The 20,600-nt window shown below is 68.7% G+C and carries 18 protein-coding genes and 1 pseudogene; 12 read left to right on the top strand and 7 right to left on the bottom strand.

Annotation, left to right across the window (positions count from 1 at the left end; translation table 11 throughout):
- Positions 1 to 25 precede the first annotated feature (25 nt).
- Together MQH10_RS08645 and MQH10_RS08640 are read left to right on the top strand one after the other, a co-directional pair.
- Positions 26 to 916 carry a DUF3426 domain-containing protein gene (locus MQH10_RS08645; RefSeq protein ID WP_242563662.1) on the top strand — a complete coding sequence of 297 codons (891 nt, stop codon included), beginning with the start codon at positions 26 to 28 and terminating at the stop codon, positions 914 to 916.
- Positions 909 to 1,439: a phosphoribosyltransferase gene (locus tag MQH10_RS08640; protein WP_242563661.1), complete on the top strand. Its 531-nt coding sequence runs from the start codon at positions 909 to 911 to the stop codon at positions 1,437 to 1,439. The genes MQH10_RS08645 and MQH10_RS08640 overlap by 8 nt, the downstream gene beginning before the upstream one ends.
- Positions 1,440 to 1,446: 7 nt before the next feature.
- Here the strand turns inward: MQH10_RS08640 and lysA are convergent, their stop codons facing one another.
- The 3 genes and pseudogenes from lysA to argH form a co-directional block, all read right to left on the bottom strand.
- Positions 1,447 to 2,730: a diaminopimelate decarboxylase gene (gene lysA, locus MQH10_RS08635; protein WP_242563660.1), complete on the bottom strand. Its 1,284-nt coding sequence runs from the start codon at positions 2,728 to 2,730 to the stop codon at positions 1,447 to 1,449.
- Positions 2,618 to 3,010, bottom strand: a complete 393-nt coding sequence (locus tag MQH10_RS08630) for a hypothetical protein (protein ID WP_242563659.1) — start codon at positions 3,008 to 3,010, stop codon at positions 2,618 to 2,620. The genes lysA and MQH10_RS08630 overlap by 113 nt, the downstream gene beginning before the upstream one ends.
- Positions 3,007 to 4,433, bottom strand: a pseudogene (gene argH / locus MQH10_RS08625) (argininosuccinate lyase). The gene MQH10_RS08630 and the pseudogene argH overlap by 4 nt, the downstream one beginning before the upstream one ends.
- Between argH and MQH10_RS08620 the strand changes: the two are divergent.
- Both MQH10_RS08620 and MQH10_RS08615 read left to right on the top strand, forming a co-directional pair.
- The gene (locus tag MQH10_RS08620) at positions 4,434 to 5,072 is read left to right on the top strand and encodes a TlpA family protein disulfide reductase (RefSeq protein ID WP_242563658.1); all 639 of its coding nucleotides are present in this window, start codon (positions 4,434 to 4,436) and stop codon (positions 5,070 to 5,072) included.
- 72 nt (positions 5,073 to 5,144) lie between these two features.
- On the top strand, positions 5,145 to 5,348 hold the full coding sequence (locus MQH10_RS08615; protein WP_242563657.1) for a cold-shock protein: 204 nt from the start codon (positions 5,145 to 5,147) through the stop codon (positions 5,346 to 5,348).
- Between the two features lie 86 nt (positions 5,349 to 5,434).
- On the opposite strand, the gene MQH10_RS08610 is transcribed toward MQH10_RS08615, so the two are convergent.
- Positions 5,435 to 5,857, bottom strand: coding sequence for a helix-turn-helix domain-containing protein (locus MQH10_RS08610; protein ID WP_242563656.1), 423 nt, complete (start codon positions 5,855 to 5,857; stop codon positions 5,435 to 5,437).
- 536 nt (positions 5,858 to 6,393) lie between these two features.
- On the opposite strand from MQH10_RS08610, the gene MQH10_RS08605 reads away from it, so the two are divergent.
- Entirely contained in the window at positions 6,394 to 8,571 is a 2,178-nt protein-coding gene (locus MQH10_RS08605) for a penicillin acylase family protein (RefSeq protein ID WP_242563655.1), read from the top strand.
- A gap of 73 nt (positions 8,572 to 8,644) precedes the next feature.
- Entirely contained in the window at positions 8,645 to 9,100 is a 456-nt protein-coding gene (locus MQH10_RS08600) for a hypothetical protein (protein WP_242563654.1), read from the top strand.
- A 42-nt stretch (positions 9,101 to 9,142) separates the two neighbouring features.
- Here MQH10_RS08600 and MQH10_RS08595 read toward each other — a convergent pair whose 3' ends face one another.
- Positions 9,143 to 10,057, bottom strand: coding sequence for an SDR family NAD(P)-dependent oxidoreductase (locus MQH10_RS08595; RefSeq protein WP_242563653.1), 915 nt, complete (start codon positions 10,055 to 10,057; stop codon positions 9,143 to 9,145).
- Between the two features lie 173 nt (positions 10,058 to 10,230).
- Here MQH10_RS08595 and MQH10_RS08590 point away from each other — a divergent pair, with 173 nt between their 5' ends.
- Positions 10,231 to 12,498: an NADP-dependent malic enzyme gene (locus MQH10_RS08590; RefSeq protein WP_242563652.1), complete on the top strand. Its 2,268-nt coding sequence runs from the start codon at positions 10,231 to 10,233 to the stop codon at positions 12,496 to 12,498.
- Here MQH10_RS08590 and MQH10_RS08585 read toward each other — a convergent pair.
- Complete coding sequence (locus MQH10_RS08585; protein ID WP_242563651.1) at positions 12,495 to 13,250, bottom strand: phytanoyl-CoA dioxygenase family protein; 756 nt, start codon at positions 13,248 to 13,250, stop codon at positions 12,495 to 12,497. The two genes, MQH10_RS08590 and MQH10_RS08585, sit on opposite strands and share 4 nt — an antisense overlap.
- A 262-nt stretch (positions 13,251 to 13,512) precedes the next feature.
- Between MQH10_RS08585 and MQH10_RS08580 the strand changes: the two genes are divergently transcribed.
- A complete protein-coding gene (locus tag MQH10_RS08580) occupies positions 13,513 to 14,442 on the top strand; it encodes a LysR substrate-binding domain-containing protein (protein WP_242563650.1) in 930 nt (309 codons plus the stop codon).
- Here the strand turns inward: MQH10_RS08580 and MQH10_RS08575 are convergent.
- A complete protein-coding gene (locus MQH10_RS08575) occupies positions 14,427 to 14,930 on the bottom strand; it encodes a VOC family protein (RefSeq protein ID WP_242563649.1) in 504 nt (167 codons plus the stop codon). The genes MQH10_RS08580 and MQH10_RS08575 overlap by 16 nt on opposite strands.
- Positions 14,931 to 15,139: 209 nt before the next feature.
- Between MQH10_RS08575 and MQH10_RS08570 the strand changes: the two genes are divergently transcribed.
- From MQH10_RS08570 to MQH10_RS08555, 4 genes are all read left to right on the top strand, one after another.
- Complete coding sequence (locus MQH10_RS08570; protein ID WP_336605062.1) at positions 15,140 to 15,727, top strand: malonic semialdehyde reductase; 588 nt, start codon at positions 15,140 to 15,142, stop codon at positions 15,725 to 15,727.
- A 158-nt stretch (positions 15,728 to 15,885) separates the two neighbouring features.
- Positions 15,886 to 16,596, top strand: coding sequence for a GntR family transcriptional regulator (locus MQH10_RS08565; RefSeq protein ID WP_242563744.1), 711 nt, complete (start codon positions 15,886 to 15,888; stop codon positions 16,594 to 16,596).
- Positions 16,597 to 16,802: 206 nt separating this feature from the next.
- Positions 16,803 to 19,208 carry a TonB-dependent siderophore receptor gene (locus MQH10_RS08560; protein WP_242563648.1) on the top strand — a complete coding sequence of 802 codons (2,406 nt, stop codon included), beginning with the start codon at positions 16,803 to 16,805 and terminating at the stop codon, positions 19,206 to 19,208.
- A 62-nt stretch (positions 19,209 to 19,270) separates the two neighbouring features.
- Complete coding sequence (locus MQH10_RS08555) at positions 19,271 to 20,596, top strand: MFS transporter (protein ID WP_242563647.1); 1,326 nt, start codon at positions 19,271 to 19,273, stop codon at positions 20,594 to 20,596.
- Positions 20,597 to 20,600: the final 4 nt, after the last annotated feature.

Below are 20,600 nucleotides of genomic sequence, written 5' to 3'. Positions count from 1 at the left end.
GGCGAAAGCGTCTGATTCGGCCGTCATGATACTGACCTGTCCAGAGTGCGCGACCAGCTACTACGTGGATGATTCCAAGATCCCCGCGGAAGGCCGGACGGTGAAATGCGTGTCCTGCGGGCACCGCTGGCATGCGGAGTCCGCGGCCGCCCTGGAGCTTGACGTCTCCGAGGACGAGGGCGCGCTCGCCCACGAGCCGGAACCCGAGGTCGAGCCCGAACCCCTGGTCAGCGATCTGCCGGGCGAGGAGCTGCCCAAGGTCTTCCGCGCCAAGGCGGCCGACGAGCGCAAGCTGCGCGAGGCCGCGGCCAATGGCGTGGTCTGGGCCGGCATGACCGCCGTCCTGGCCATCGTCATCGCGCTGGCCGTCGTGTTCCGGGTCAATGTCGTGAAGATCTGGCCGCAGTCGGCGGGCGCCTATGCCGGCGTCGGCCTGCCGGTCAACAGCCTGGGCCTGGTGATCGAAGGCGTGAAGGCCGAACCCTCCCTGCAGGACGGCCACGCCGCGCTCTCGGTGTCGGGCATGATCCGCAATATCGAGGACACCGCGATCACCGCCCCCCCGCTGCGGGTTAGCCTGATCAACAAGGCCGGCCGCCGGGTCTCGACCAAGATCGCCCAGCCCGCCGACGCGGTGGTGCCGCCGGGCGAGACCCGCCATTTCGCGCTCGCCATTCTCGACCCGCCCACCTCGGCCAACGAGCTGGAGGTCGCCTTCGCGCCGGAGGCCGCGCGCAAGGGCGTGGTGATTCCCCAGGCCAAACACGCGCCGGCGCCGCCGGCCGAGACCGGCCCCCTGCTGCGCGGTCCCGACGAGGGATCCGAGGCGGCGATGTCCGGCCCCGCCCCGGTGGAGGCCGCGCCCCTGCCGTCCAATTCCCCCTACGCCCTGCCGAGCGCCCCGCCGCATGAGTGACGCCCCCGTTCCCGTGGTCCTGCTGACCGAGGCCGAGATCGCCGCCAAGGTCGCCGACCTCGCCCGCCAGATCGCGCCGCGCATCGATGACGAGACCGTGGCGGTCTGCCTGCTGACCGGCGGCCTGTGGTTCGCGGCCGACCTGACCCGCGCCCTGTCCCGCGAAGGCCGCCATGTGCGCTTCGACGCCCTGTGGCTCGCCTCCTATGGCGACGAGCGCGCCAGTCTCGGGCGGTGCGAGGTGCGGGCCGACCTGCAGCGGCCCCTGGCCGGACGCCGGGCCCTGGTCATCGACGACGTGTTCGACACCGGCCTTTCCCTGTCGGAAGCCCACCGCCTGGTGCGCGACGCCGGCGCCGCCGAGGTGCTGACCGCGGTCTTCGCCACCAAGCCCTGGCCCAAGCCCCGCGCCATCCAGCCCGACTTCTCGGCCTGGGACGCGCCCGCGCGGTTCCTGGTCGGCTACGGCATGGACTCGGCCGGCGCGATGCGCGGCCTGCCCTTCATCGGGGCGATGGACTAGGGCCGCGTCAGAGCCAGGGGGCGGGCGCTTCCTTGGCCAGCATGTCCTCATAGGTCGGTCGCGGTCGGACCACGGCCCAGTGGGCGCCCTTGACCAGCACTTCCGGGACCAGCAGGCGGCTGTTGTACTCGCTGGACATCACCGCCCCATAGGCGCCGGCGCTCATGAAGGCCACCAAGTCGCCGGCCGCGAGCGGCGGCAGGGCGCGGTCGCGTGTGAAGGTGTCGCCGGTCTCGCAGATCGGCCCCACCACGTCATAGACCACCGGCTCGCCGGCCCGCGGCTTGACCGGGCGGATGTCGTGATAGGCGTCGTACATGGCCGGCCGGATCAGGTCGTTCATGCCGGCGTCCAGCACCGCGAACTTGCGGCCCTCGGGCCGTTCATGGATGTGCAGCACCCGGGCCAGCAGAACGCCCGCGTTGGCGCAGATCATCCGGCCCGGCTCGAAGGAATAGGCCACGTCCAGCCCGCCCATCGTCTTGGCGATCATCCGGGCGTAGTCCTCGGGCGAGGGCGGGGTCGGCTGGTTGAAATAGGGCACGCCCAGGCCGCCGCCGAGGTCGAGGCGCTCCACGCCCAACCCCTCGGCGCGCAGGCGCTCGACCAGGCCGCGCATCTTGGCGAAGGCCTCGGCCATGGGGGCGAGGTCGGTGATCTGGCTGCCGATGTGGCAGGTGACGCCGACCGGCTTCAGGCCGGCGTTGTTGGCGGCCTGGGCATAGAGCCGCTCGGCCTCCGAGAACGAGACGCCGAACTTGTTGTCGGCCTTGCCGGTGGAGATCTTGGCGTGGCCCCCGGCCGAGACGTCGGGGTTCACGCGGATGGCGATGGTGGCCCGGGTTCCCAGGGACTGGGCGACCTGGGAGGCCAGATGCATCTCGGGCTCGGACTCCACATTGATCTCGGAGACGCCGTTCTTGAGCGCGAAGGCCAACTCCTCGGCGGTCTTGCCGACGCCGGAGAACACGATCCGCTCGCCGGGAATGCCGGCCGCGAGCGCGCGGCGGATCTCGCCTTCGGAGACCGTGTCGGCGCCGGCGCCCAGCCGGGCCAGGGTCTTCAGCACCGCGACATTGGAATTGGCCTTCACGGCGAAGGCGATCAGCGGCGGACCGCCGTGCTCGCCCTTCAGGCCCGCCCCGACCAGGGCGTCGCGCAGCACGGTGTAGTGCCGCTCAAGGGTGGCCGAGGAATAGACATAGACCGGCGCGCCCACCGCCTCGGCCAGAGCGGTCAGCGAGACGTCCTCGCACCACAGCTCGCCGTCCCGCAGATCGAAGTGGTTCATTGCGGGTTGTTGTACGGGTCCGGCATGGCGTTTGCGGACCGCTGGCCGTCGGGTTGTTGGTGCTCTCGATCGGCTCGCTGCGCGAGGGCGCGGGGTCGGAGTTGCGGTCGCGGGGATCGACGGTGCGGATCGAGCGGGTCGGCTGGGCGCCGGCGTCGGCGCCGCCGCCCTTGCCGAAGATCGGGCCGGGACGTTCCAGGGCGCCGAGCTTGCCGCAGGCCGACAGGCCGCCGGCCGCGAGCGTGAGGGCGCCGATCAGGGCGAGGGAGCGAAGGGTCATTTCAGCATCTCCTTCCAGCGCGCGATCTGGGCGCGAACCTGCTCCGGCGAGGTGCCGCCGTAGCTCTTGCGACTGCCGGCCGAGGCCCGCGGGGTCAGCACGTCATAGACCTCTGCGGTGATTCCCTGGGACAGGGCCTGCAGCTCCGACAGGGGCAGGTCGGCCAGGTCGCAGCCGAGGATCTCGGCCCGCTTCACCGCCGCGCCGGTCACGTGGTGGGCGTCGCGGAACGGCATGTCCAGGGTGCGCACCAGCCAGTCGGCGAGATCGGTGGCGGTGGAGAAGCCCGCGCCGGCCGCCTGGGCCATGCGCGCGGCCACCGGCTCCAGGTCCGCGATCATCCCGGCCATGGCGGCGAGCGACAGCTCCAGGGCGTCGAAGGCCTCGAAGGTCGGGACCTTGTCCTCCTGCATGTCCTTGGAATAGGCGAGCGGCAGGCCCTTCATCACCACGGTCAGCTGGGTGAAGGAGCCGAGCAGCCGGCCGACCTTGGCGCGCACCAGCTCGGCGGCGTCGGGGTTCTTCTTCTGCGGCATGATCGACGAGCCGGTGGTGAAGGCGTCGGTCAGCTTGATGAAGCCGAACTGCGGCGTCATCCAGATCACGATCTCCTCGGCCAGGCGCGACAGGTGGGTCCCGCACAGGGTGGCGGCGGCCAGGGCCTCAAGTGCGAAGTCGCGGTCGGAGACGCTGTCCAGGGAATTGGCGGTCGGCCGGTCGAAGCCGAGCGCTTGGCGGTCTGCTCGCGGTCGATGGGGAAGGGCGAGCCGGCGAGCGCCGCGGCGCCCAGGGGGCACTCGTTCATCCGCCGGCGCGCATCGGCGAAGCGGCCGGCGTCGCGGCCGAACATCTCCACATAGGCCATCAGGTGGTGGCCGAAGGTCACCGGCTGGGCGGGCTGCAGATGGGTGAAGCCCGGCATCAGAGTCTCGGCATGGGCCTCGGCCTTGGCCAGCAGGGCCGACTGCAGGTCGCGCAGCTGGGCGATCGTGCGCTCGCAGGCCTCGCGGACCCACAGGCGGAAGTCCAGCGCCACCTGGTCATTGCGCGAGCGCGCCGTGTGCAGCCGGCCGGCCGTCGGGCCGATCAGCTCGCGCAGGCGGGCCTCCACATTCATGTGGATGTCTTCGTATTCCTCGCGGAACGGGAAGGTCCCGGCCTCCATCTCGGCGGCGATGGCCTGCAGCCCGCCCTGGATGGCCTCTTCGTCGGCGCTTGAAATGACCCCCTGCTTGCGCAACATCGCGGCGTGCGCGCGCGACCCCGCCAGGTCCTGCGACGCCAGACGGCGGTCGAACCCGATGGAGACGTTGATCGCCTGCATCAATTCCGCCGGTTTGGACGTAAAACGCCCGCCCCACATGGCCTGGCCCTGGCCGTCGGCGGCGGACTTGTCGGGGCGTTGCGAGGAGTCGTCTGACATATGAGCGAAATCGATAAGAGCGGTGAGGGCGGAAACGGGGGCGAACCCAGGTCCGGCCTGCTGAAACGGGCCATCTGGGGCGTCGCCGCGGTGGGCGTCGCGGCCGTTGTCTACATCATCGTTCAGGCAAGCTCCAATCCCGCAGCGCATGGCGACCTCAAGTCGGTCGCCAAGGGCGAGATGGCCAAGCTGACCATTTCCCCGGACGCCACCGCCGCGCCGGCCACCACCTTCTATGACGGCGAGGGCAAGCCGCTCCGCATCGCCGACTTCAAGGGCAAGGTCGTGGTGCTCAACATCTGGGCCACCTGGTGCGGGCCCTGCGTGCTGGAAATGCCGACGCTCGCCAAGCTCGCGGCGGAATATCCGACCGACAAGGTGATGGTCGTGCCGGTCAGCGTCGACGGCGACCGCGAGGCCGACAAGGCCAAGGCCTTCATCGCGACCCACGCGCCGCTCACCTTCTATCGCGATCCCAAGATGAAGCTGCCCTACGACCTCAAGCCCGCCTCGGTGGGCATGCCGACCACGGTGATCTTCGACAAGGACGGCGTCGAGAAGGGCCGGCTGATGGGCGGCGCCGACTGGTCCGGCGCCGACGCCAAGGCGGTGATCGACAAGGTGCTGGCCTCAGGCTGAGGGCCGATTTGCGGTTGACCTGAACTTCCGGCCCTGGCCACCTGAGGTAGGTCCTCAGGGAGACGGCGCGCTATGGCCACGGGTACGGTCAAATGGTTCAACACCACCAAGGGGTACGGCTTCATCCAGCCGGATGACGGCGGCAAGGACGTCTTCGTCCACATCACGGCGGTCGAGCGGGCGGGCCTTCGCGGCCTGAATGACGGCCAGAAGGTCAGCTTCCAGCTGAAGGAAGAGCGCGGCAAGATCGCCGCCGTCGATCTTCAGGCCTTGTGATCCCCGCCTGACGCCCAAATGAAGAAGGGCGCGGTCTCGGCAAGGAGACCGCGCCCTTCGGCGTTTCCAGACCCTAGTGTCGTGCGTCAGGCGCTTTCTTTGTGGCGCGCATAGACGGCGGTTTCCGGCCCGGTCAGGGCGCGCATGAAATTGACCAGCGAGGCGCGGGCCTCCTGCGGCAGGCGCTCGAAGCCGGCCAGCAGCTCGAGCGCGCCCGGCGTCCGCATGCGGCTGAGCAAGTCCAGGTCGCCCGTCGCATCGTGGCCGGGTGTGTCCAGAACATCCATGAGGTCGACCACGCGGCAGCGCAGCGCCCGGGCGATCTGGACCAGGCGCGAGAACGAGATCCGGTTCGCGCCGTTTTCGTATTTCTGGATCTGCTGGAAGCTCACCCCGCACTGCTCGGCCAGGGCTTCCTGCGACATGCCGATGGTGCGGCGGCGAATCCGGACCGCGGCCCCGAGGGCGACATCCATGGGATCTGGGGTCTTGTTGGATACCTCGGCCATGGTCGTCATCTCCTCATTAGATATCGGGCCGACCTCCCGTCGTCCGACATCGATCTTCCAAGATGTCCTGAGTAATTGCACATATTTCAATTTTGCAAAGCTGTCTCATGCAGGAGAGGCGCCCAGGGTGGGTTCTTGCTCTCAGGACCCCTCAAAGTGGTGATATGCAAAACGACAGTTTTTGAGTTTTTTCCCGTAAAACCAAGCAAAAGCCCTGGGGTTGGGGAGGCGCCAAGTGTCCGGCTCCACTAGGGATTCTTAAGGTCGCGATCCTTGGGCGCCCCCGGTGTCACTGACAATGAAGGCGCAGGATCAATTCACGCCCTACTCGTTTTGAGTAGAATAGGTTCAGCGAATTCATGCCCTCAACGTGAGTATATGAACCGCGATAACCGAGAATGCGACGGAGTCTCAGTCACTGAAGACGAATCGTCTGGACCAGCGCGCGCCCGGCTTGGCCGGCGCTGGCGGTCATGGCTATGGTCGGCCGCGTTTCAACATCACCCTGGCGGCCAGGCCGCGAGCTGGAGGTTCCCGTGCGTAGACTTGGTTTGGCCGTGCTGGCCGCGGCGATCGCCGGCGCCCCCGCCCTGGCCCAGGCGGCGCCGGACGCCGGACGCCTCAAGGCGGAGGCGGCGCGGGTCTCCATCCTCCGCGACGACTGGGGCGTCGCCCACATCAAGGGCCATACCGACGCCGACGCGGTGTTCGGCATGATCTACGCCCAGGCCGAGGACGACTTCCATCGGATCGAAAGCAACTACCTGACCGCGCTGGGCCGCCAGGCCGAGGCCCAGGGCGAGAGCCAGATCTATGCGGACCTGCGCCAGAAACTGTTCATCGATCCTGCGGACCTCAAGGCCCAGTACGCCAAGAGCCCCGCCTGGCTGAAGGCGCTGATGACCAGCTGGGCCGACGGCCTGAACTACTATCTGGCCACCCACCCCCAGACCAAGCCGCAGGTCATCACCCACTTCGAACCCTGGATGGCGCTGAGCTTCTCCGAAGGCAGCATCGGCGGCGACATCGAGAAGGTGTCGCTGAGCGGCCTGGAGTCCTTCTACGGCAAGCGCCAGGTCGCCATGACCGAGACCGAGCTGGGCCTGAAGCCCTGGGAGCCGTCCGGCTCCAACGGCATGGCCATCGCGCCCGCCAACACCAAGGACGGTCACGCCCTCCTGCTGATCAACCCGCACACCTCGTTCTACTTCCGCTCCGAGGCGCAAGTGACCTCCGACCAGGGCCTGAACGTCTACGGGGCCAGCACCTGGGGGCAGTTCTTCGTCTATCAGGGCTTCAACGCCCACGCCGGCTGGATGCACACCACCAGCACGCTGGATTCCGTCGACGAGTTCGCCGAGACCATCGTCGATCAGGGCGGCAAGCTGTTCTACCGCTATGGCAAGGACCTGCGCCCGGTCACGGTCTCCAAGATCACGGTGCCCTACAAGGCGGCGGACGGGGCGATGGCGCGCCGCGACTTCACCGTCTATCGCACCCACCACGGCCCGATCGTGCGGGCGGCGGACGGCAAGTGGATCGCCTTCTCGCTGATGAACACCCCGGTCGCGGCCCTGCAGCAATCGTTCCTGCGCACCAAGGCCACCGACCTGAAGGCCTTCCAGAAGGTCGCCGAGTTCCGCGCCAATTCCTCGAACAATACCCTGTTCGCCGATTCCAGCGGCGAGATTGCCCTGCTCATGCCGCAGTTCGTGCCCAAGCGGGACAACCGCTTCGACTACACCAAGCCCGTGGACGGCGCCGATCCCGCCACCGACTGGCAGGGCCTGCATGCGCTGAACGAGGCGCCCAGCGTGATCGCCCCGCCCAATGGCTGGGTCGCCAACTCCAACAACTGGCCCTATTCGGCCGCGGCCCAGTACAGCCCCAAGATCGGCGACTATCCGCGCTACATGGACCAGGTGGGCGAGAACCCGCGTGGTCTGCACTACATCGCCCTGCTCAAGGACCGGAAGGACCTCACCCTCGATGGCCTGGTGACGGTCGCCTATGACCCCTACCAGCCGGCCTTCGCCCGCCTGATCCCCACCCTGGTCACGGCCTGGGACAAGCTCGCCTGGAGCGATCCGCGCAAGCTCGCCCTGGCCGATCAGGTCGCCGCCCTGCGGGGTTGGGACGACCGCTGGAGCCCCGACTCCGTCGCCCAGACCCTGGCCGTCTATTGGGGCGAGGCCCTGTGGAACACCGGCGCGGCCGAAGCCAAGGCCGACGAGGTGACCATCTATGACTGGATGGACGGCCGCTCCACCGCCGACCAGAAGCTCCAGGCCCTGGCCGACGCTACGACCAAACTCACCGCCGACTTCGGGACCTGGAAGACCCCCTGGGGCCAGGTGAACCGCTTCCAGCGCCTGACCGACGACATCGTCCATCCCTTCGACGACGCCAAGCCCTCCATCCCGGTGGCCTTCGCCTCGGCCCAGTGGGGCTCGCTCGCCTCCTTCGGCATTCGCGCCGACGAGGGGACGAAGAAGCGCTACGGGACCTATGGCAACAGCTTCGTGGCGGTGGTGGAGTTCGGTGACCGGGTCCGGGCCCGCGCCGTGACCGCCGGCGGCGAGAGCGGCGATCCCGCCTCCAAGCACTTCAACGACCAGGCCGCCCGCTACGCCACCGGCGACCTGCGCGAGGTCTATTTCTATCCGGACCAGCTGAAGGGCCACACCGAGCGGACCTATCATCCGGGGGAGTGACGCCGCCTTGCTGATCCCGTTCAGGTTGCGATAGCCTCGCCCTCGCATATGACGACGGCGAGGGGAGAGGACGATGAAGCCTGAGGATCTGGGTCTGGCCGAGCCGGCCCGTTCGGCGGCGGCGCAGCTCTATGCGCAGTTTCCCGATGTGCTGTTCACCTCGGGGCGGCGGGGCGTGGGCGATCAGGCCCGCGCCATGGCCTCCAACATTGTCGCCAACCGGCATTGGATCGCCGAGACCTACATGGCCACGGCTGAGAGCCAGGCGCTGCAGAAATGGGTCGACACCCATCCGGCCGCGGTCAGTCAGGACAAGATTGCCCAGGGCCTGGCCGGGGTCATGGTCACCTGGAGCGACGCCCAGAAGGGCAAGGTCTCAAAGCACTTCAGCGGCGAGGCCTTCGACGTCCAGCCGGTCCCCGGCGAGAAGGGCAAGGCGATCAAGGCCTATATCCGCACCCTGCCGGGCCTGACCAAGTTCCTGGAGAAGGAAGGCGGCCTCATCCGCTGGCACGCCCAGTTCGCCTGATCGGTCCGCGCCGGAGGGATTCCCGGCGCGGAGCCTATGCGATCAGACCGGATCGTAGGGGAACACCGTGGCGCTGGCGCCGAGGTCGGTGAAGTCCGGGCTCATGGCCGGGAAGGCGTGGTCCAGGATCGACTGCGGCGTCCAGCCTTCCATGCGGGCCAGCGACTTCACCGGACGCGGCTGGTCGAACAGCACGACCTCGTTGCCGCGGACCGCGAAGATCTGGCCGGAGACCGGCGAGGCGGGGCTGGCCAGAGCCACGGCCAGCTGGGCCACCTGGTCGGCGCGCATGGCGTTCTGCATCCGCGCCACGCGTTGGGCCGAGGCCTCGTCCTTCACCGGGATGGTGGCGATCATCCGGGTCCAGGCGAAGGGGGCGATGATGTTGGAGCGGACGTTCTTGGCCGCGCCCTCCATGGCCACGATCCGCGACAGGCCCATCACGCCCAGCTTGGCGGCTGCATAGTTGGCCTGGCCGATATTGCCGATCAGGCCCGAGGTCGAGGTGAAGTGGATGTAGGAGCCGTCTTCCTGGTTGCGGAAGTGCTCGATGGTGGCGCGGGTGACGTTATAGGCGCCGCGCAGGTGGACGGCGATTACCGCGTCCCAGTCGCCGTCGTCCATCTTGTGGAACATCTTGTCGCGCAGGATGCCGGCCGGGTTCACCACGGCGTGCAGGCCGCCGAACGAGTCCATCGCCTGCTCGATCATGCGCTTGACGCCGTTCATGTCCGAGACGCTGTCGGAATTGGACACCGCCTCGCCGCCGGCCGCGCGGATCTCCTGGGCCGTCATCTCGGCCGGACCCGCATCGCCCACGTCGCCGCCGGCGACCGAGCCGCCCAGGTCATTGACCACGACCTTCGCGCCTTCGCGCGCGGCCAGCAGCGCGCATTCCTTGCCGATGCCGCCGGCCCCGCCGGTGACCAGCACCACCTTGCCATCCAGTACGCCCACGACCGTCTCCCTCTCGCTGTGACTGACCTCCGCCGGACGCCCGCGCCCGGCGGCTTCGGCGCCTGCATTACGCGGGCTGGGCCGATCTTGGAACTCTTGCCGCCGCGTCAGGCCGCTTCGTCTTGATTCCGTCGCCCGGGCGGCATGTCGGGGGTCGGCCTCAGGAGACTCTCATGGACGACGATTTCCGGCGCGCGGCGCTGGACTATCACCGCTTTCCGCAGCCCGGGAAGCTGAGCGTCGAGCCGACCAAGCGCATGGCGACCGCCCGGGACCTGTCGCTCGCCTATTCCCCCGGGGTGGCCGCGGCCTGCGAGGCCATTGTCGAGGATCCCGAGGCCGCCCGCGACCTGACCAGCCGCGGCAATCTGGTGGCGGTGATCACCAACGGCACCGCCGTGCTGGGCCTGGGCGCCATCGGCCCGCTCGCCGGCAAGCCGGTGATGGAGGGCAAGGCCGCCCTGTTCAAGAAGTTCGCCGGCATCGACGTCTTCGATATCGAGATCGACCAGCTCGACCCCGACAAGTTCGTCGAGATCGTCGCCTCGCTCGAGCCCACCTTCGGCGGGATCAATCTGGAGGACATCAAGGCCCCGGAATGCTTCGAGATCGAGCGCGCCCTGCGGGCGCGGATGAAGATCCCGGTCTTCCACGACGACCAGCACGGCACCGCCATCGTCTGCGCCGCGGCCGTGCGCAACGCCATGGTGCTGCAGGGCAAGGACCTGAAGGACGTCAAGCTGGTGACCTCGGGCGCGGGCGCCGCGGCCATGGCCTGCGTCGACCTCCTGGTCTCCATGGGCCTGCCGATCGAGAACGTGACGCTCACCGACATCAAGGGCGTGGTCTATGCCGGCCGCGATCCCGACATGGCGGAGAACATGGCCCGCTATGCGCGGCCGACCGACGCCCGAACCCTGCCCGACGTCTTGCCGGGCGCGGACATCTTCCTGGGGCTCTCGGCGCCTCGGGTGTTCAAGCCGGAATGGCTGCCCCTGCTGGGCGAGAAGCCCCTGATCCTGGCCATGGCCAATCCGGAGCCGGAGATCCTGCCCGAGCTCGTCGCCCGCGACCGGCCCGACGCCATCATGGCCACCGGGCGCAGCGACTATCCGAACCAGGTCAACAACGTCCTGTGCTTCCCCTTCATCTTCCGCGGCGCGCTGGACGTGGGCGCCAGTGAGATCAACGAGGCGATGAAGGTCGCCGCGGTCGAGGCCATCGCCCAGCTCGCCCGCGCCGAGACCAGCGAGGAGGTCGCCCAGGCCTATGGCGGCGCGGCGCCGTCCTTCGGCGCGGGCTACATCATCCCCGCGCCCTTCGATCCCCGGCTGATCCTGACCGTGGCCCCGGCCGTCGCCAAGGCGGCGATGGACTCTGGCGTCGCCCGCAGGCCCATCGCCGACTTCGACGCCTATCTCCGCCAGCTGGAGCGCTTCGTCTATCGTTCCGGCCAGCTGATGCGCCCGGTGTTCGAGCGGGCCCGCAAGGCCCCGGCCCGCGTGGCCTATGCCGAGGGCGAGGACGACCGGGTGCTGCGCGCCGTCCAGACCGTGGTCGATGAGGGCCTGGCCCAGCCGATCCTGATCGGCCGTCGCGAGGTCATCGCCCGCAAGGTCGCCGAGATCGGCCTGCGCCTGGATCTTGGCGGCGCGGTCGAGGTGTTCGATCCGTCGACGGATGAATGGGCGGCCGAGCTGTCGGGCCGCTACAGCGCCCTGGTCGGTCGCCGGGGCGTCTCGCCCCAGGCCGCGAGCTTGCGCTTCCGCACCCGCCCCACCGTGGCGGCCGCCATGCTCCTGGAGGCCGGCCGCGTCGACGCCGCCCTGGTCGGCGGCGGCGGCGACTGGTGGAAGCACATGTCCTATTCCATGCCGGTGGTCCCGCGCCGGGCCGATGTCGGGCGGATCTACGCCATGTCGGCCCTGATCCTGCCGCGCGGCGCCCTGTTCTTCGGCGACACCCACGTCAATGTGGATCCCACCGCCGAGCAGGTGGCGGAACTGGCGGGACTGGCCGCCGCCGAGGTCCGCCGCTTCGGGGTGACGCCGAAGATCGCGCTGCTGTCCCATTCCAACTTCGGGGCCAGCAATTCGCCGACCGCGCGGAAGATGCGCGATGCGCTGGCCCTGATCCGCGCCCGCCATCCGGAGCTTGAGGTGGACGGCGAAATGCATGGCGACGCGGCCCTCAGCCAGGCTCTGCGCGACCGGCTGGTGCCGGACGGCCAGCTGAAGGGCTCGGCCAATCTGCTGCTGATGCCCAATCTGGATGCGGCCAATATCAGCCTGACCCTGCTGGCCGCCGCCACCGAGGGCCTGCTGGTCGGGCCCATCCTGCTCGGCATGTCCAAGCCGCTGCATGTCCTGACCCCCGCGGCCACCGCGCGGGGGATCGTCAACCTGACGGCGGTCGCCGTCGCCCAGGCGGCGGAGGCTTAGGCCGTCGTGACCTGCTCGCCATTCCGCAGCAGCGGGATGGCGTTGCGGCGCAGATGCTGGGTTCCGGGGTTCAGCATCACCTCGGGAGTGTACTGGGCCAGATAGACCCGGCGCATGCGGTCCGTCCGGTTCGACCCTGTGGCGTGCAGCAGCCGGCTGGAGAACACCACCACGCTGCCGGCCGCAGCCTCGACCACCCGGCCCTCTTCCGGTCCGTCCCAGCCGACCAGGTCATTGGTTCCCGGCTGGCGCACATGGGGCAGGATCTCCCGCGACTGCGGGACCTGGGTGAAGGGCAGCAGCCGCACCGTGCCGTTGTCGACCGTCGCGTCGTCCAGCGGGCACCAGCAGGTCAGATAGGGCGGATGGTCCGGCCCGCCATTGCCGACCACATAGCCGCTGTCCTGGTGCCAGGCGAAGGGCAGGCCGCCGTCGGGCCCCTTCACCACGTACTGGTCCAGGAAGAAATAGGCGTCGGGCCCGAGCGTGGCGCGGCAGATGTCGGCCATGATCTGGCTGAACAGGAAGGTGCGCAGCTGGGGATGGGTGCGCTGGCACTCATTGGCGAAATAGCGGCGGCCGCGATGGGTGATCCCGATGGAATCGACGCCGGCGGCGTCCATCCGCGCATCCTCGCGGGCGATGAAGCCCTCGCATTCCGCCCGCAGCAGGTCGAGCAGCGGCCCGACCAGCACCCGGTCGAACACGGCATAGCCTTCGGTGGCGAACTGCTGGCGTTGTTGCTCATACATTAGCGTCTCCCGTCGGAGGATCCGTCACTCTGCGTGGCCAAGATTGGCGTTCCTCTCCCCCTTGCGGGGAGAGGGTAGGGTGAGGGGGTGTCAGCGCCGCGCCGATCGATTTGAACGCCGAGCCGACACCCCCACCCCAACCCCTCCCCGCAAGGGGGAGGGGCTATGAGTGGCGTCTCCATGGGCACAGGGTCGGTCGGCAAGACCATAGGATCAAATCGAATTCATTCGAGGAGTCATTTGAGGATGCTATGATGTCGCCATGCGCATGCGGCAGGTCGAGGCGTTCCGGGCGGTGATGGTCAGCGGCGGGGTCACCGCCGCGGCGAACCTGCTGCATGTCAGCCAGCCCTCGGTCAGCCGGCTGATCGCCGACCTGGAGCGCGAGGTGGGCTTCTCCCTGTTCGAACGCCGCGGCGGGCGGGTGATCGCGACCGCCCAGGCCGAGGCCCTGTACGAGGCGGTTCAGCGCAGCTTCGCGGGGCTGGAGCTGCTGGACCAGGCGGCGCGCCGTATCCGCGCCCACCCGGTGGGCACGATCCGGGTGGCGGCGCTTTCGGCCCTGGCCGGCGGCGTCCTGCCCCGCGCCATCGCCCGTTTTGCGGCCCGCTATCCGGACATCACCGTCACTGTGGAATCCCTGGGCCAGCGCGGGATCGAGGACCGGCTGTTCCTGGGCCAGGCCGACTTGGGCCTCGCCGTCGAGGCGCCGGTGCGCGAGGGGGTGCGCAGCGCCCGCCTGGTGGAGGCGGAATATGTCTGCATCCTGCCCTTCGGCCATCGCCTGGCCGAGCGGCCGGCCGTGGAGGCCCGCGACCTGGCGGGCGAGACCTTCATCGGCCCGATGCACGAGGCCGACGCCCTGTGGTTCGGCATCGACAAGGTGCTGGAGGCCCATGGGGTCGAGGTCGTCCGCCGGCTGGAGACCCAGCACGCCTTTCCCGCCTACGCCTTCGTGGATGCGGGCCTGGGCGTCACCGTGGCCGAGCCGTTCTCCGCGCCCCTGTTCCACCGGCTGGGGGTGGCGGTGCGCCGCTTCCGCCCCCGGCTGGCGGTCAATTTCGCCCTGCTGGAGCCGGAGATCGGCCCGACCCCGCCCGTGATCGCCGAGTTCCGCGACGAGGTGCGGGCGGCGGCCTCGGCGCGGGTCGCCGAGGCCCTGGCGCTCGCGGACGCCTATTCGCGGGTGTAGTCGTCGGGAATGACCGGGTTCGGACCCGCCTTGCCCCACAACAGGATCTCATTGCCCCAGGGGTCTCGGAAGGCGTGGTTGTAGCCGTTGAACTCCTTCCAATAGTGATTGCGCCACAGGATCTCGGCGCCCAGGCGCTCGGCGGTCTCCAGGATGCGCTCGGGCGTGTCGTCGTCGCTGACCAGCACCCAGATGCGCGGCTTGCGGCCCTCGACGCTCATGGCCCTGGGGGCCACGCCCTCTGGGTCCGGATGCGGCCGGGCGTTGGCGGCCTTGAAGATCCCCATGTGCAGATTGCCGATCTCGCTGTCGGAACCGTCCGGATTGCGGAACTGGCCGCCCGGGACCATGCGGTGATAGTCGCCCAGAGGGCGGGGATCGTCCTGCCAGCCGAACACCTCGGCGTAGAAGCGTCCGGCGGCGGCCGGGTCGTCGGCGCCGAGGTCGAAGAAGATCAGGGTGTTGGGATAGGCCAAGGGGCGCCTCATGCTGCGGTCCGAAAGGGAGCGCGACGCTAGCCGCGCCGGGTCCGGGCTTCTTGCCGCCCCGCGCCCGCCCCCTTGCGCCAGGGCGCACGCGATCAAGTTCTGGGCGATCTTCTGAAATTTTACTGAACATGTGCAATCGCCCTGGGCAGACGCGGCCGCCGGCGTCACCTATCGGATCCGTCTCGATTCCCGCTTTGAAGGACGCCTCAGTGCCCGTACTCGCCGATCCCGCCCTGGACCAGATGTTCCGCGCCGCCCGGACCCATAACGCCTGGTCGCCCGAGCCCCTGCCGGCCGGCACGGTCGAGGCGCTCTATGATCTGGCCAAGTGGGGACCGACCTCGGCCAACTGCTCGCCGGCCCGGTTCGTCTTCGTCCAGAGCGGGGAGGGCAAGTCGCGGCTCGCCCCGCACCTGTCGGCCAGCAACCGGGTCAAGGTGCTGGCCGCGCCGATCTGCGTGATCGTCGCCCAGGACATGGATTTCGCCGACAAGCTGCCGCAGCTGTTCCCCCACGATCTCAGCGCCCGCCACTGGTTCGCCGACCCGGCCGTCGCCGCCGAGACGGCCATGCGCAATTCCAGCCTGCAGGGCGGCTATTTCCTGATGGCGGCGCGCGCCATGGGCCTGGACTGCGGGCCCATGTCAGGCTTCGACCGGGCGGGGGTGGACGCCGAGTTCTTCGCCGGAACCGCCTGGCGCGCCAACTTCCTGATCAATATCGGCCATGGCCAGGCCGAAGGCGTCTTCCCCCGCAATCCGCGCCTGGCCTTCGAGGAGGCCTGCCGCATCGTCTGACCGCCCGTCGGGCTGGTCGCAACTGACATTTCAGCCTAGAGACATGTGCAAGATCGGCCGCGGGGAACGGCCGGCGAGTCACGGGAGCGCCAAGAGTGTCACGGGATCCGGGGAAGAAAGCGGCCGAGCGGCTTCGGGACGGCGGGCCGGATGAGCGCCTGCTGGCCGGCCTCGACGAATGGTCGCCGGAGCTCCAGAAGGCGCGCGTCTACGAACAGATCCTGCTCGACATCGTCCTGGGCGAGCTGGCCCCCGGCGCCCGCCTGGACGAGCAGGTCCTGACCCGGCGCTACGACTCGGGCCTGGCCGGGGTGCGCGACGCCCTGGGTCGCCTGGCGCTTGAGGGCATGGTGGTGCGCCGCTCGCGGGCCGGCACCACGGTGTCCGCCCTCGACCTGGTGGACCTGCGCGAAGGCTATGAGGCCCGCGCGCTCATCGAGCCCCACTGCGCGGCCATGGCGGCCACCAATGCGACCGAGGCGGAGATCTCCCAGATCGCCGGCGCCTTCAACGACGCCGAGCGCGCCATGCGCGAGGGCGACCGCCGCGCCCTGGTGGCCATGGACCAGAGGTTCCACGCCGCCATCGCCCGGGCCAGCCGCAACGCCGCGCTGGCCCGCATCCTGATCCCGCTGCAGCACAAGGCCGCCCGCTTCTGGGTTTACGCCATGGTGGTGACCAGCGACGAGGAGCGCCAGGCCGACATCTGCCAGCACCGCGCCGTCGCCGGCCGCATCGCCGCCCGCGATCCGGAAGGCGCCCGCGAGGCCATGATGCTGGTGCTCGGCAACATGCCCAAGACCGTCCACCGCTCGCTTAGCGGCTGGGGCGAGGAGGCGCCTCCCGCCGCGCGTTTGGCCCGGGCCTGACAGCCTGAGGTAGATATCGGTGACGGCGATCTAGGCGCCGGAGACGCAATTCAGGGCGGCGGACGCGCAACCTAGAAATTCGACGTGAAATTTCACGTGACATTTTGACGGGGCGTCACCCGACGCGGAACCTGTCCTCAAGAGGCGTGCGGGCGCGGGGATAACCGCCCTCCGGCGGTGGGTCCGCGACCTCGAATGAGGACGATATGTCAAAACGACTTCTATTCGTCGCGGGCGTGTCCTTGTCCGCGCTGATCATGAGCGTGGGCCAGGCGCAGGCCGCGGCCGCGGACTCCGGCATCGGCACCGTCGACGAGGTGGTGGTGGTCGCCCGCGACAAGGCCGGCCTGTTGGAAAAGGCGCCGAGCGACTCGGTGTTCGGCCTGGACAAGGCGCTGATCGAGACGCCGCGTTCGGCCAGCTTCGCCAGCGACCTGACGCTGCAGCGCTATGGCGTCCAGTCGATCGACGACCTGACGGCCATCTCGCCGGGCACCTACACCGCCAGCTTCTACGGCGTGCCGGGCGCGCTCAATATTCGCGGCACGCTCGCCGAGAACTATTTCCGCGGCTTCAAGCGCATCGAGAACCGCGGCACCTATTCGACGCCGATCGGCGACGCCGCCCAGATCGAGATCGTCCGCGGTCCGCCCACCCCCATCTACGGCTCGGGCAAGGTGGGCGGCATGCTCAACTTCGTGCCGAAAACCGGCAAGGCGGGCGACAGCTACATCTCGGAGGTCGGCGGCGAGGTCGAGGCGACCATCGGCTCCTATGACAAGAAGCAGTTCTCCGGCCAGATCGGCATTCCGCTCAAGCTGGGCCAGGTCGACGGCGGCCTGCACATCTATGGCGAGGGCGAGGATTCCGGCAGCTACTACCGCGGCATCACGCCCAAGCGGCAGATCCTGGAACTGTCCACCGACTTCGACCTGAACGACGGCTGGACCACGGCGCTCGGCGCCATGTTCTATCACTCCGATGGCGACGTTCAGACCCCGGGCTGGAACCGCCTGACCCAGGACCTGATCAACAATCAGACCTACATCACCGGCCGCGACACCAGCCTGGTCGACGCCGACAACAACGGCAAGATCACCCCCAACGAGATCGGCTTCTACCCCTACGGGACCGCCCTCTATCAGGCCTATTACGGCTTCCCGTCGACGGACGCGCACCACACCCTGGACGTGGGCGTCGGCACGACCAAGCTTGATCCGCGTACGGTCTATATCTCCAAGTCGGACTTCTCCCACACCTGGACCAAGACCGCCTATTGGGACCTGGCCAAGTCCTTCGACAACGGCTCGGCGCTCAAGCTGCAGCTGTTCTATGACAGCCTGGTCAACAAGCGCTTCGTCTCCTACGGCTATCCGGCCTGGTTCGACTCCAATGTCGGCGAAGCCCGGCTCACCTATAATTTCGACCTGAACTTCTCGAACGATTTCATCAAGACCAAGTCCTTCGTCGGCGCGTCCTACCGCCGGTTCGATGGCCGGCGTCGGGAGAGCTACAATTCCGGCCTGATCGCGCTGGACCGTCGCGACATCTCCTACGGGGCCACGGCCACCGACATCATCGACGATCCCTTCTCCACCGAGTCCTACGGCCTGCTGTGGGAGAACGACAACCGCAGCAAGTGGGGCCAGGCGGGGATTTTCTTCACCTCCGACATCTATTTCGGCGAGCGCCTGAACCTGATGGTCGGCGGGCGCTACGACAACTACGACGTCAAGTCGAAGGACTCAGGCTTCCTGTCCTACCAGCCGTCGGGTCTGCAGAAGGACGGCAAGAGCAAGGGCACCTACACCGCCTCGCTCAGCTACAAGACCGACCTGGGCCTGATGCCCTACATCACCTACGCCCAATCCTCGGCGCTGGAGATGAGCCAGGCCGGCGACATCGCGCCCTCCCTGGTGGCCAACGGCTCCTGGCTGTCGGACTCCGACCTGGCCGAGGCCGGGGTGAAGTTCCAGCTGCTGCAGGGCACCCTGGTCGGCTCGGTCGCCGGCTATCGCCAGAACCGCACCCAGCTGACCAGCGGCCCGTCCCCGACCATCCAGGGAACCCGCGCCAAGGGGGTTGAACTCGAGGTCCGCTACCTGGCCTCCGAGCACCTCAGCTTCACCTTCGCCGGCGACCTGCAGCACACCGAGGTCAAGGGGCCGGACACCAGCTTCGCCTACATCCCCTACTATGTGGCGGGCGTCTCGCCGGTGAACGCCTTCGGCGGCACCTATGTCGTCTGGAACTTCAACAGCCTGCCGGGCCGGAGCGGCGACTACGCCTACACCCTGATCCCGCATGCGGTGGCCAGCCTGTACGGCACCTACACCTCCAGCGACTACAGCTGGGGCAAGGTGGGCGGGACCTTCGGCGCGACCAGCGTCAGCAAGACCGCCCAGACGGTGCAGAACCCGATCACCTATCCGGAATACACCGTCGCCAGCCTGTCGCTGTTCTATGAGAAGGGGCCTTTCGCGGCCACGCTCAACGTCGATAACCTGTTCGACAAGCTCTACTTCACGCCCGCCGCCGACTCCTACGCGAACCTCGCCGCCCTGCCGGGCCATGGTCGCGAATGGCGGCTGACCCTGAAGCGTAAGTTCTGATGATCCGCGCGGCCGCCGGCCCGCGGGTCGTCGGCCGCGCCCCCTCCGTGGAGGCGCGTAAGATGTCGAAACTGGAATGGCGTCCCTGGCTGTTGCTTGGGGTCTTCAGCCTGCTGCTGTTCCTGATCACCGGGGCGACCTTCTCGTCGCTCGGGGTGGTGCTGCCCTCCATGGTGGCCGACGAGAAGTGGAGCTGGGCCCAGGCGGGCCTGGGCTTCACCCTGTTGGGCGCCTGCTGCGGCGGCTCGGCCTGGTTCCCGCCGATCGTCATCCGCCGGTTCGGCGTCCGCGCCGCCCTGCTGCTCGGCACCGGCGTCATGGCGGCGGGCTTCCTCTGCCTCTACCTCACCCATTCCATCTGGCTCTATCTGCTGGGCACGGCGCTCTGCGGCGTCGCCTATCAGCTGATGGCGCTCATCCCCGGCACCCATGTGCTGGCGGCGGTGTTCAAGCGCCGGGCCATGGCGTTCGGCCTCTATTTCACCCTGGGCGGCCTGGGCAGCGTCGCCGGCCCCTGGGCAGCGGTGGCGATCATGGGGGCGACCGGCGGCGCCTGGCGGCCCTTCTGGCTGGCCCAGATCGCCGCGGCCCTGGTCATCGGCGTGCTCTGCTCGCTGCTGATCCCCAGCCCGCAATGGCTGGCCGCCTCGTCCGAGCAGATCGACGAGGAGGTCAAGACCGAGGCAGAGACGGCCGCCAAGTCCAAGACCCCCGTCGCCGTCTATCGCACCACCCGCGACTGGACCCTGAAACAGGCCATGGGGACGGTGCAGTTCTACATCCTCGTCGCCGCCTATTTCGTCCACCTCCTGAGCGGGGTGACCGTCTCCAGCCTGTCGGTGGCGCACCTCACCCAGAAGGGCGTCGGCCCGGCGCTGGCCGCCGGCATGCTCAGCCTGGAGGGGCTGATGTCGACCTTCGGTCGGCTGGGCGGCGGGGCCATCGGCGACCGCTTCGATCCCAAGTGGCTGCTGGTCTTCGCGGTCGGCGCGCTCGGCATAGGCTCGGTGGCGCTCAGCATCGCCGACACCCTGCCGATGATGATCCTCTACGCCGCCGGCACCGGCATCGGCTTCGGCCTGACCGCGCTCAGCGTCACGGTCCTGCTGCTCAACTATTTCGGCCGCCGCCATAACCTGGAGATCTTCTCCTCGGTCTGCCTGGTCGGCGCCCTGTCGGCGCTCGGTCCCTGGATCGGCGGTTCGCTGCGCGACCTCACCGGCAGCTTCACGCCCACCTTCCAGCTGTTCGGCGTGGTGGCCACGGTGATCTTCGTCGCCGCGCTGTTCATGCGCCCGCCGCATCTCGAAACCCAGCGCCCGCCGACGGTCCGCCGTCAGCGCGACCCGCTGGCCGTCGCCCCCACCCTCGTCAACGATCCCGCTTGAGGCC

Source organism: Phenylobacterium aquaticum (genome assembly GCF_022695515.1).
GTDB classification, from domain to species: Bacteria; Pseudomonadota; Alphaproteobacteria; order Caulobacterales; family Caulobacteraceae; genus Phenylobacterium; species Phenylobacterium aquaticum.
Note: the sequence above shows the minus strand (reverse complement) of the source record. Positions and strands in the feature narration are given on the sequence as shown.

Excerpts from the sequence above, each read along its gene's own strand:
- MQH10_RS08610 (WP_242563656.1), bottom strand. The coding sequence starts at position 5,857 with ATGGCCGAGGTATCCAACAAGACCCCAGATCCCATGGATGTCGCCCTC.
- MQH10_RS08630 (WP_242563659.1), bottom strand. The coding sequence starts at position 3,010 with ATGACCCTTCGCTCCCTCGCCCTGATCGGCGCCCTCACGCTCGCGGCC.
- MQH10_RS08575 (WP_242563649.1), bottom strand. The coding sequence starts at position 14,930 with ATGAGGCGCCCCTTGGCCTATCCCAACACCCTGATCTTCTTCGACCTC.
- MQH10_RS08600 (WP_242563654.1), top strand. The coding sequence starts at position 8,645 with ATGAAGCCTGAGGATCTGGGTCTGGCCGAGCCGGCCCGTTCGGCGGCG.
- MQH10_RS08640 (WP_242563661.1), top strand. The coding sequence starts at position 909 with ATGAGTGACGCCCCCGTTCCCGTGGTCCTGCTGACCGAGGCCGAGATC.
- MQH10_RS08560 (WP_242563648.1), top strand. The coding sequence starts at position 16,803 with ATGTCAAAACGACTTCTATTCGTCGCGGGCGTGTCCTTGTCCGCGCTG.
- MQH10_RS08585 (WP_242563651.1), bottom strand. The coding sequence starts at position 13,250 with ATGTATGAGCAACAACGCCAGCAGTTCGCCACCGAAGGCTATGCCGTG.
- MQH10_RS08580 (WP_242563650.1), top strand. The coding sequence starts at position 13,513 with ATGCGCATGCGGCAGGTCGAGGCGTTCCGGGCGGTGATGGTCAGCGGC.
- lysA (WP_242563660.1), bottom strand. The coding sequence starts at position 2,730 with ATGAACCACTTCGATCTGCGGGACGGCGAGCTGTGGTGCGAGGACGTC.
- MQH10_RS08590 (WP_242563652.1), top strand. The coding sequence starts at position 10,231 with ATGGACGACGATTTCCGGCGCGCGGCGCTGGACTATCACCGCTTTCCG.
- MQH10_RS08555 (WP_242563647.1), top strand. The coding sequence starts at position 19,271 with ATGTCGAAACTGGAATGGCGTCCCTGGCTGTTGCTTGGGGTCTTCAGC.
- MQH10_RS08615 (WP_242563657.1), top strand. The coding sequence starts at position 5,145 with ATGGCCACGGGTACGGTCAAATGGTTCAACACCACCAAGGGGTACGGC.
- MQH10_RS08620 (WP_242563658.1), top strand. The coding sequence starts at position 4,434 with ATGAGCGAAATCGATAAGAGCGGTGAGGGCGGAAACGGGGGCGAACCC.
- MQH10_RS08645 (WP_242563662.1), top strand. The coding sequence starts at position 26 with ATGATACTGACCTGTCCAGAGTGCGCGACCAGCTACTACGTGGATGAT.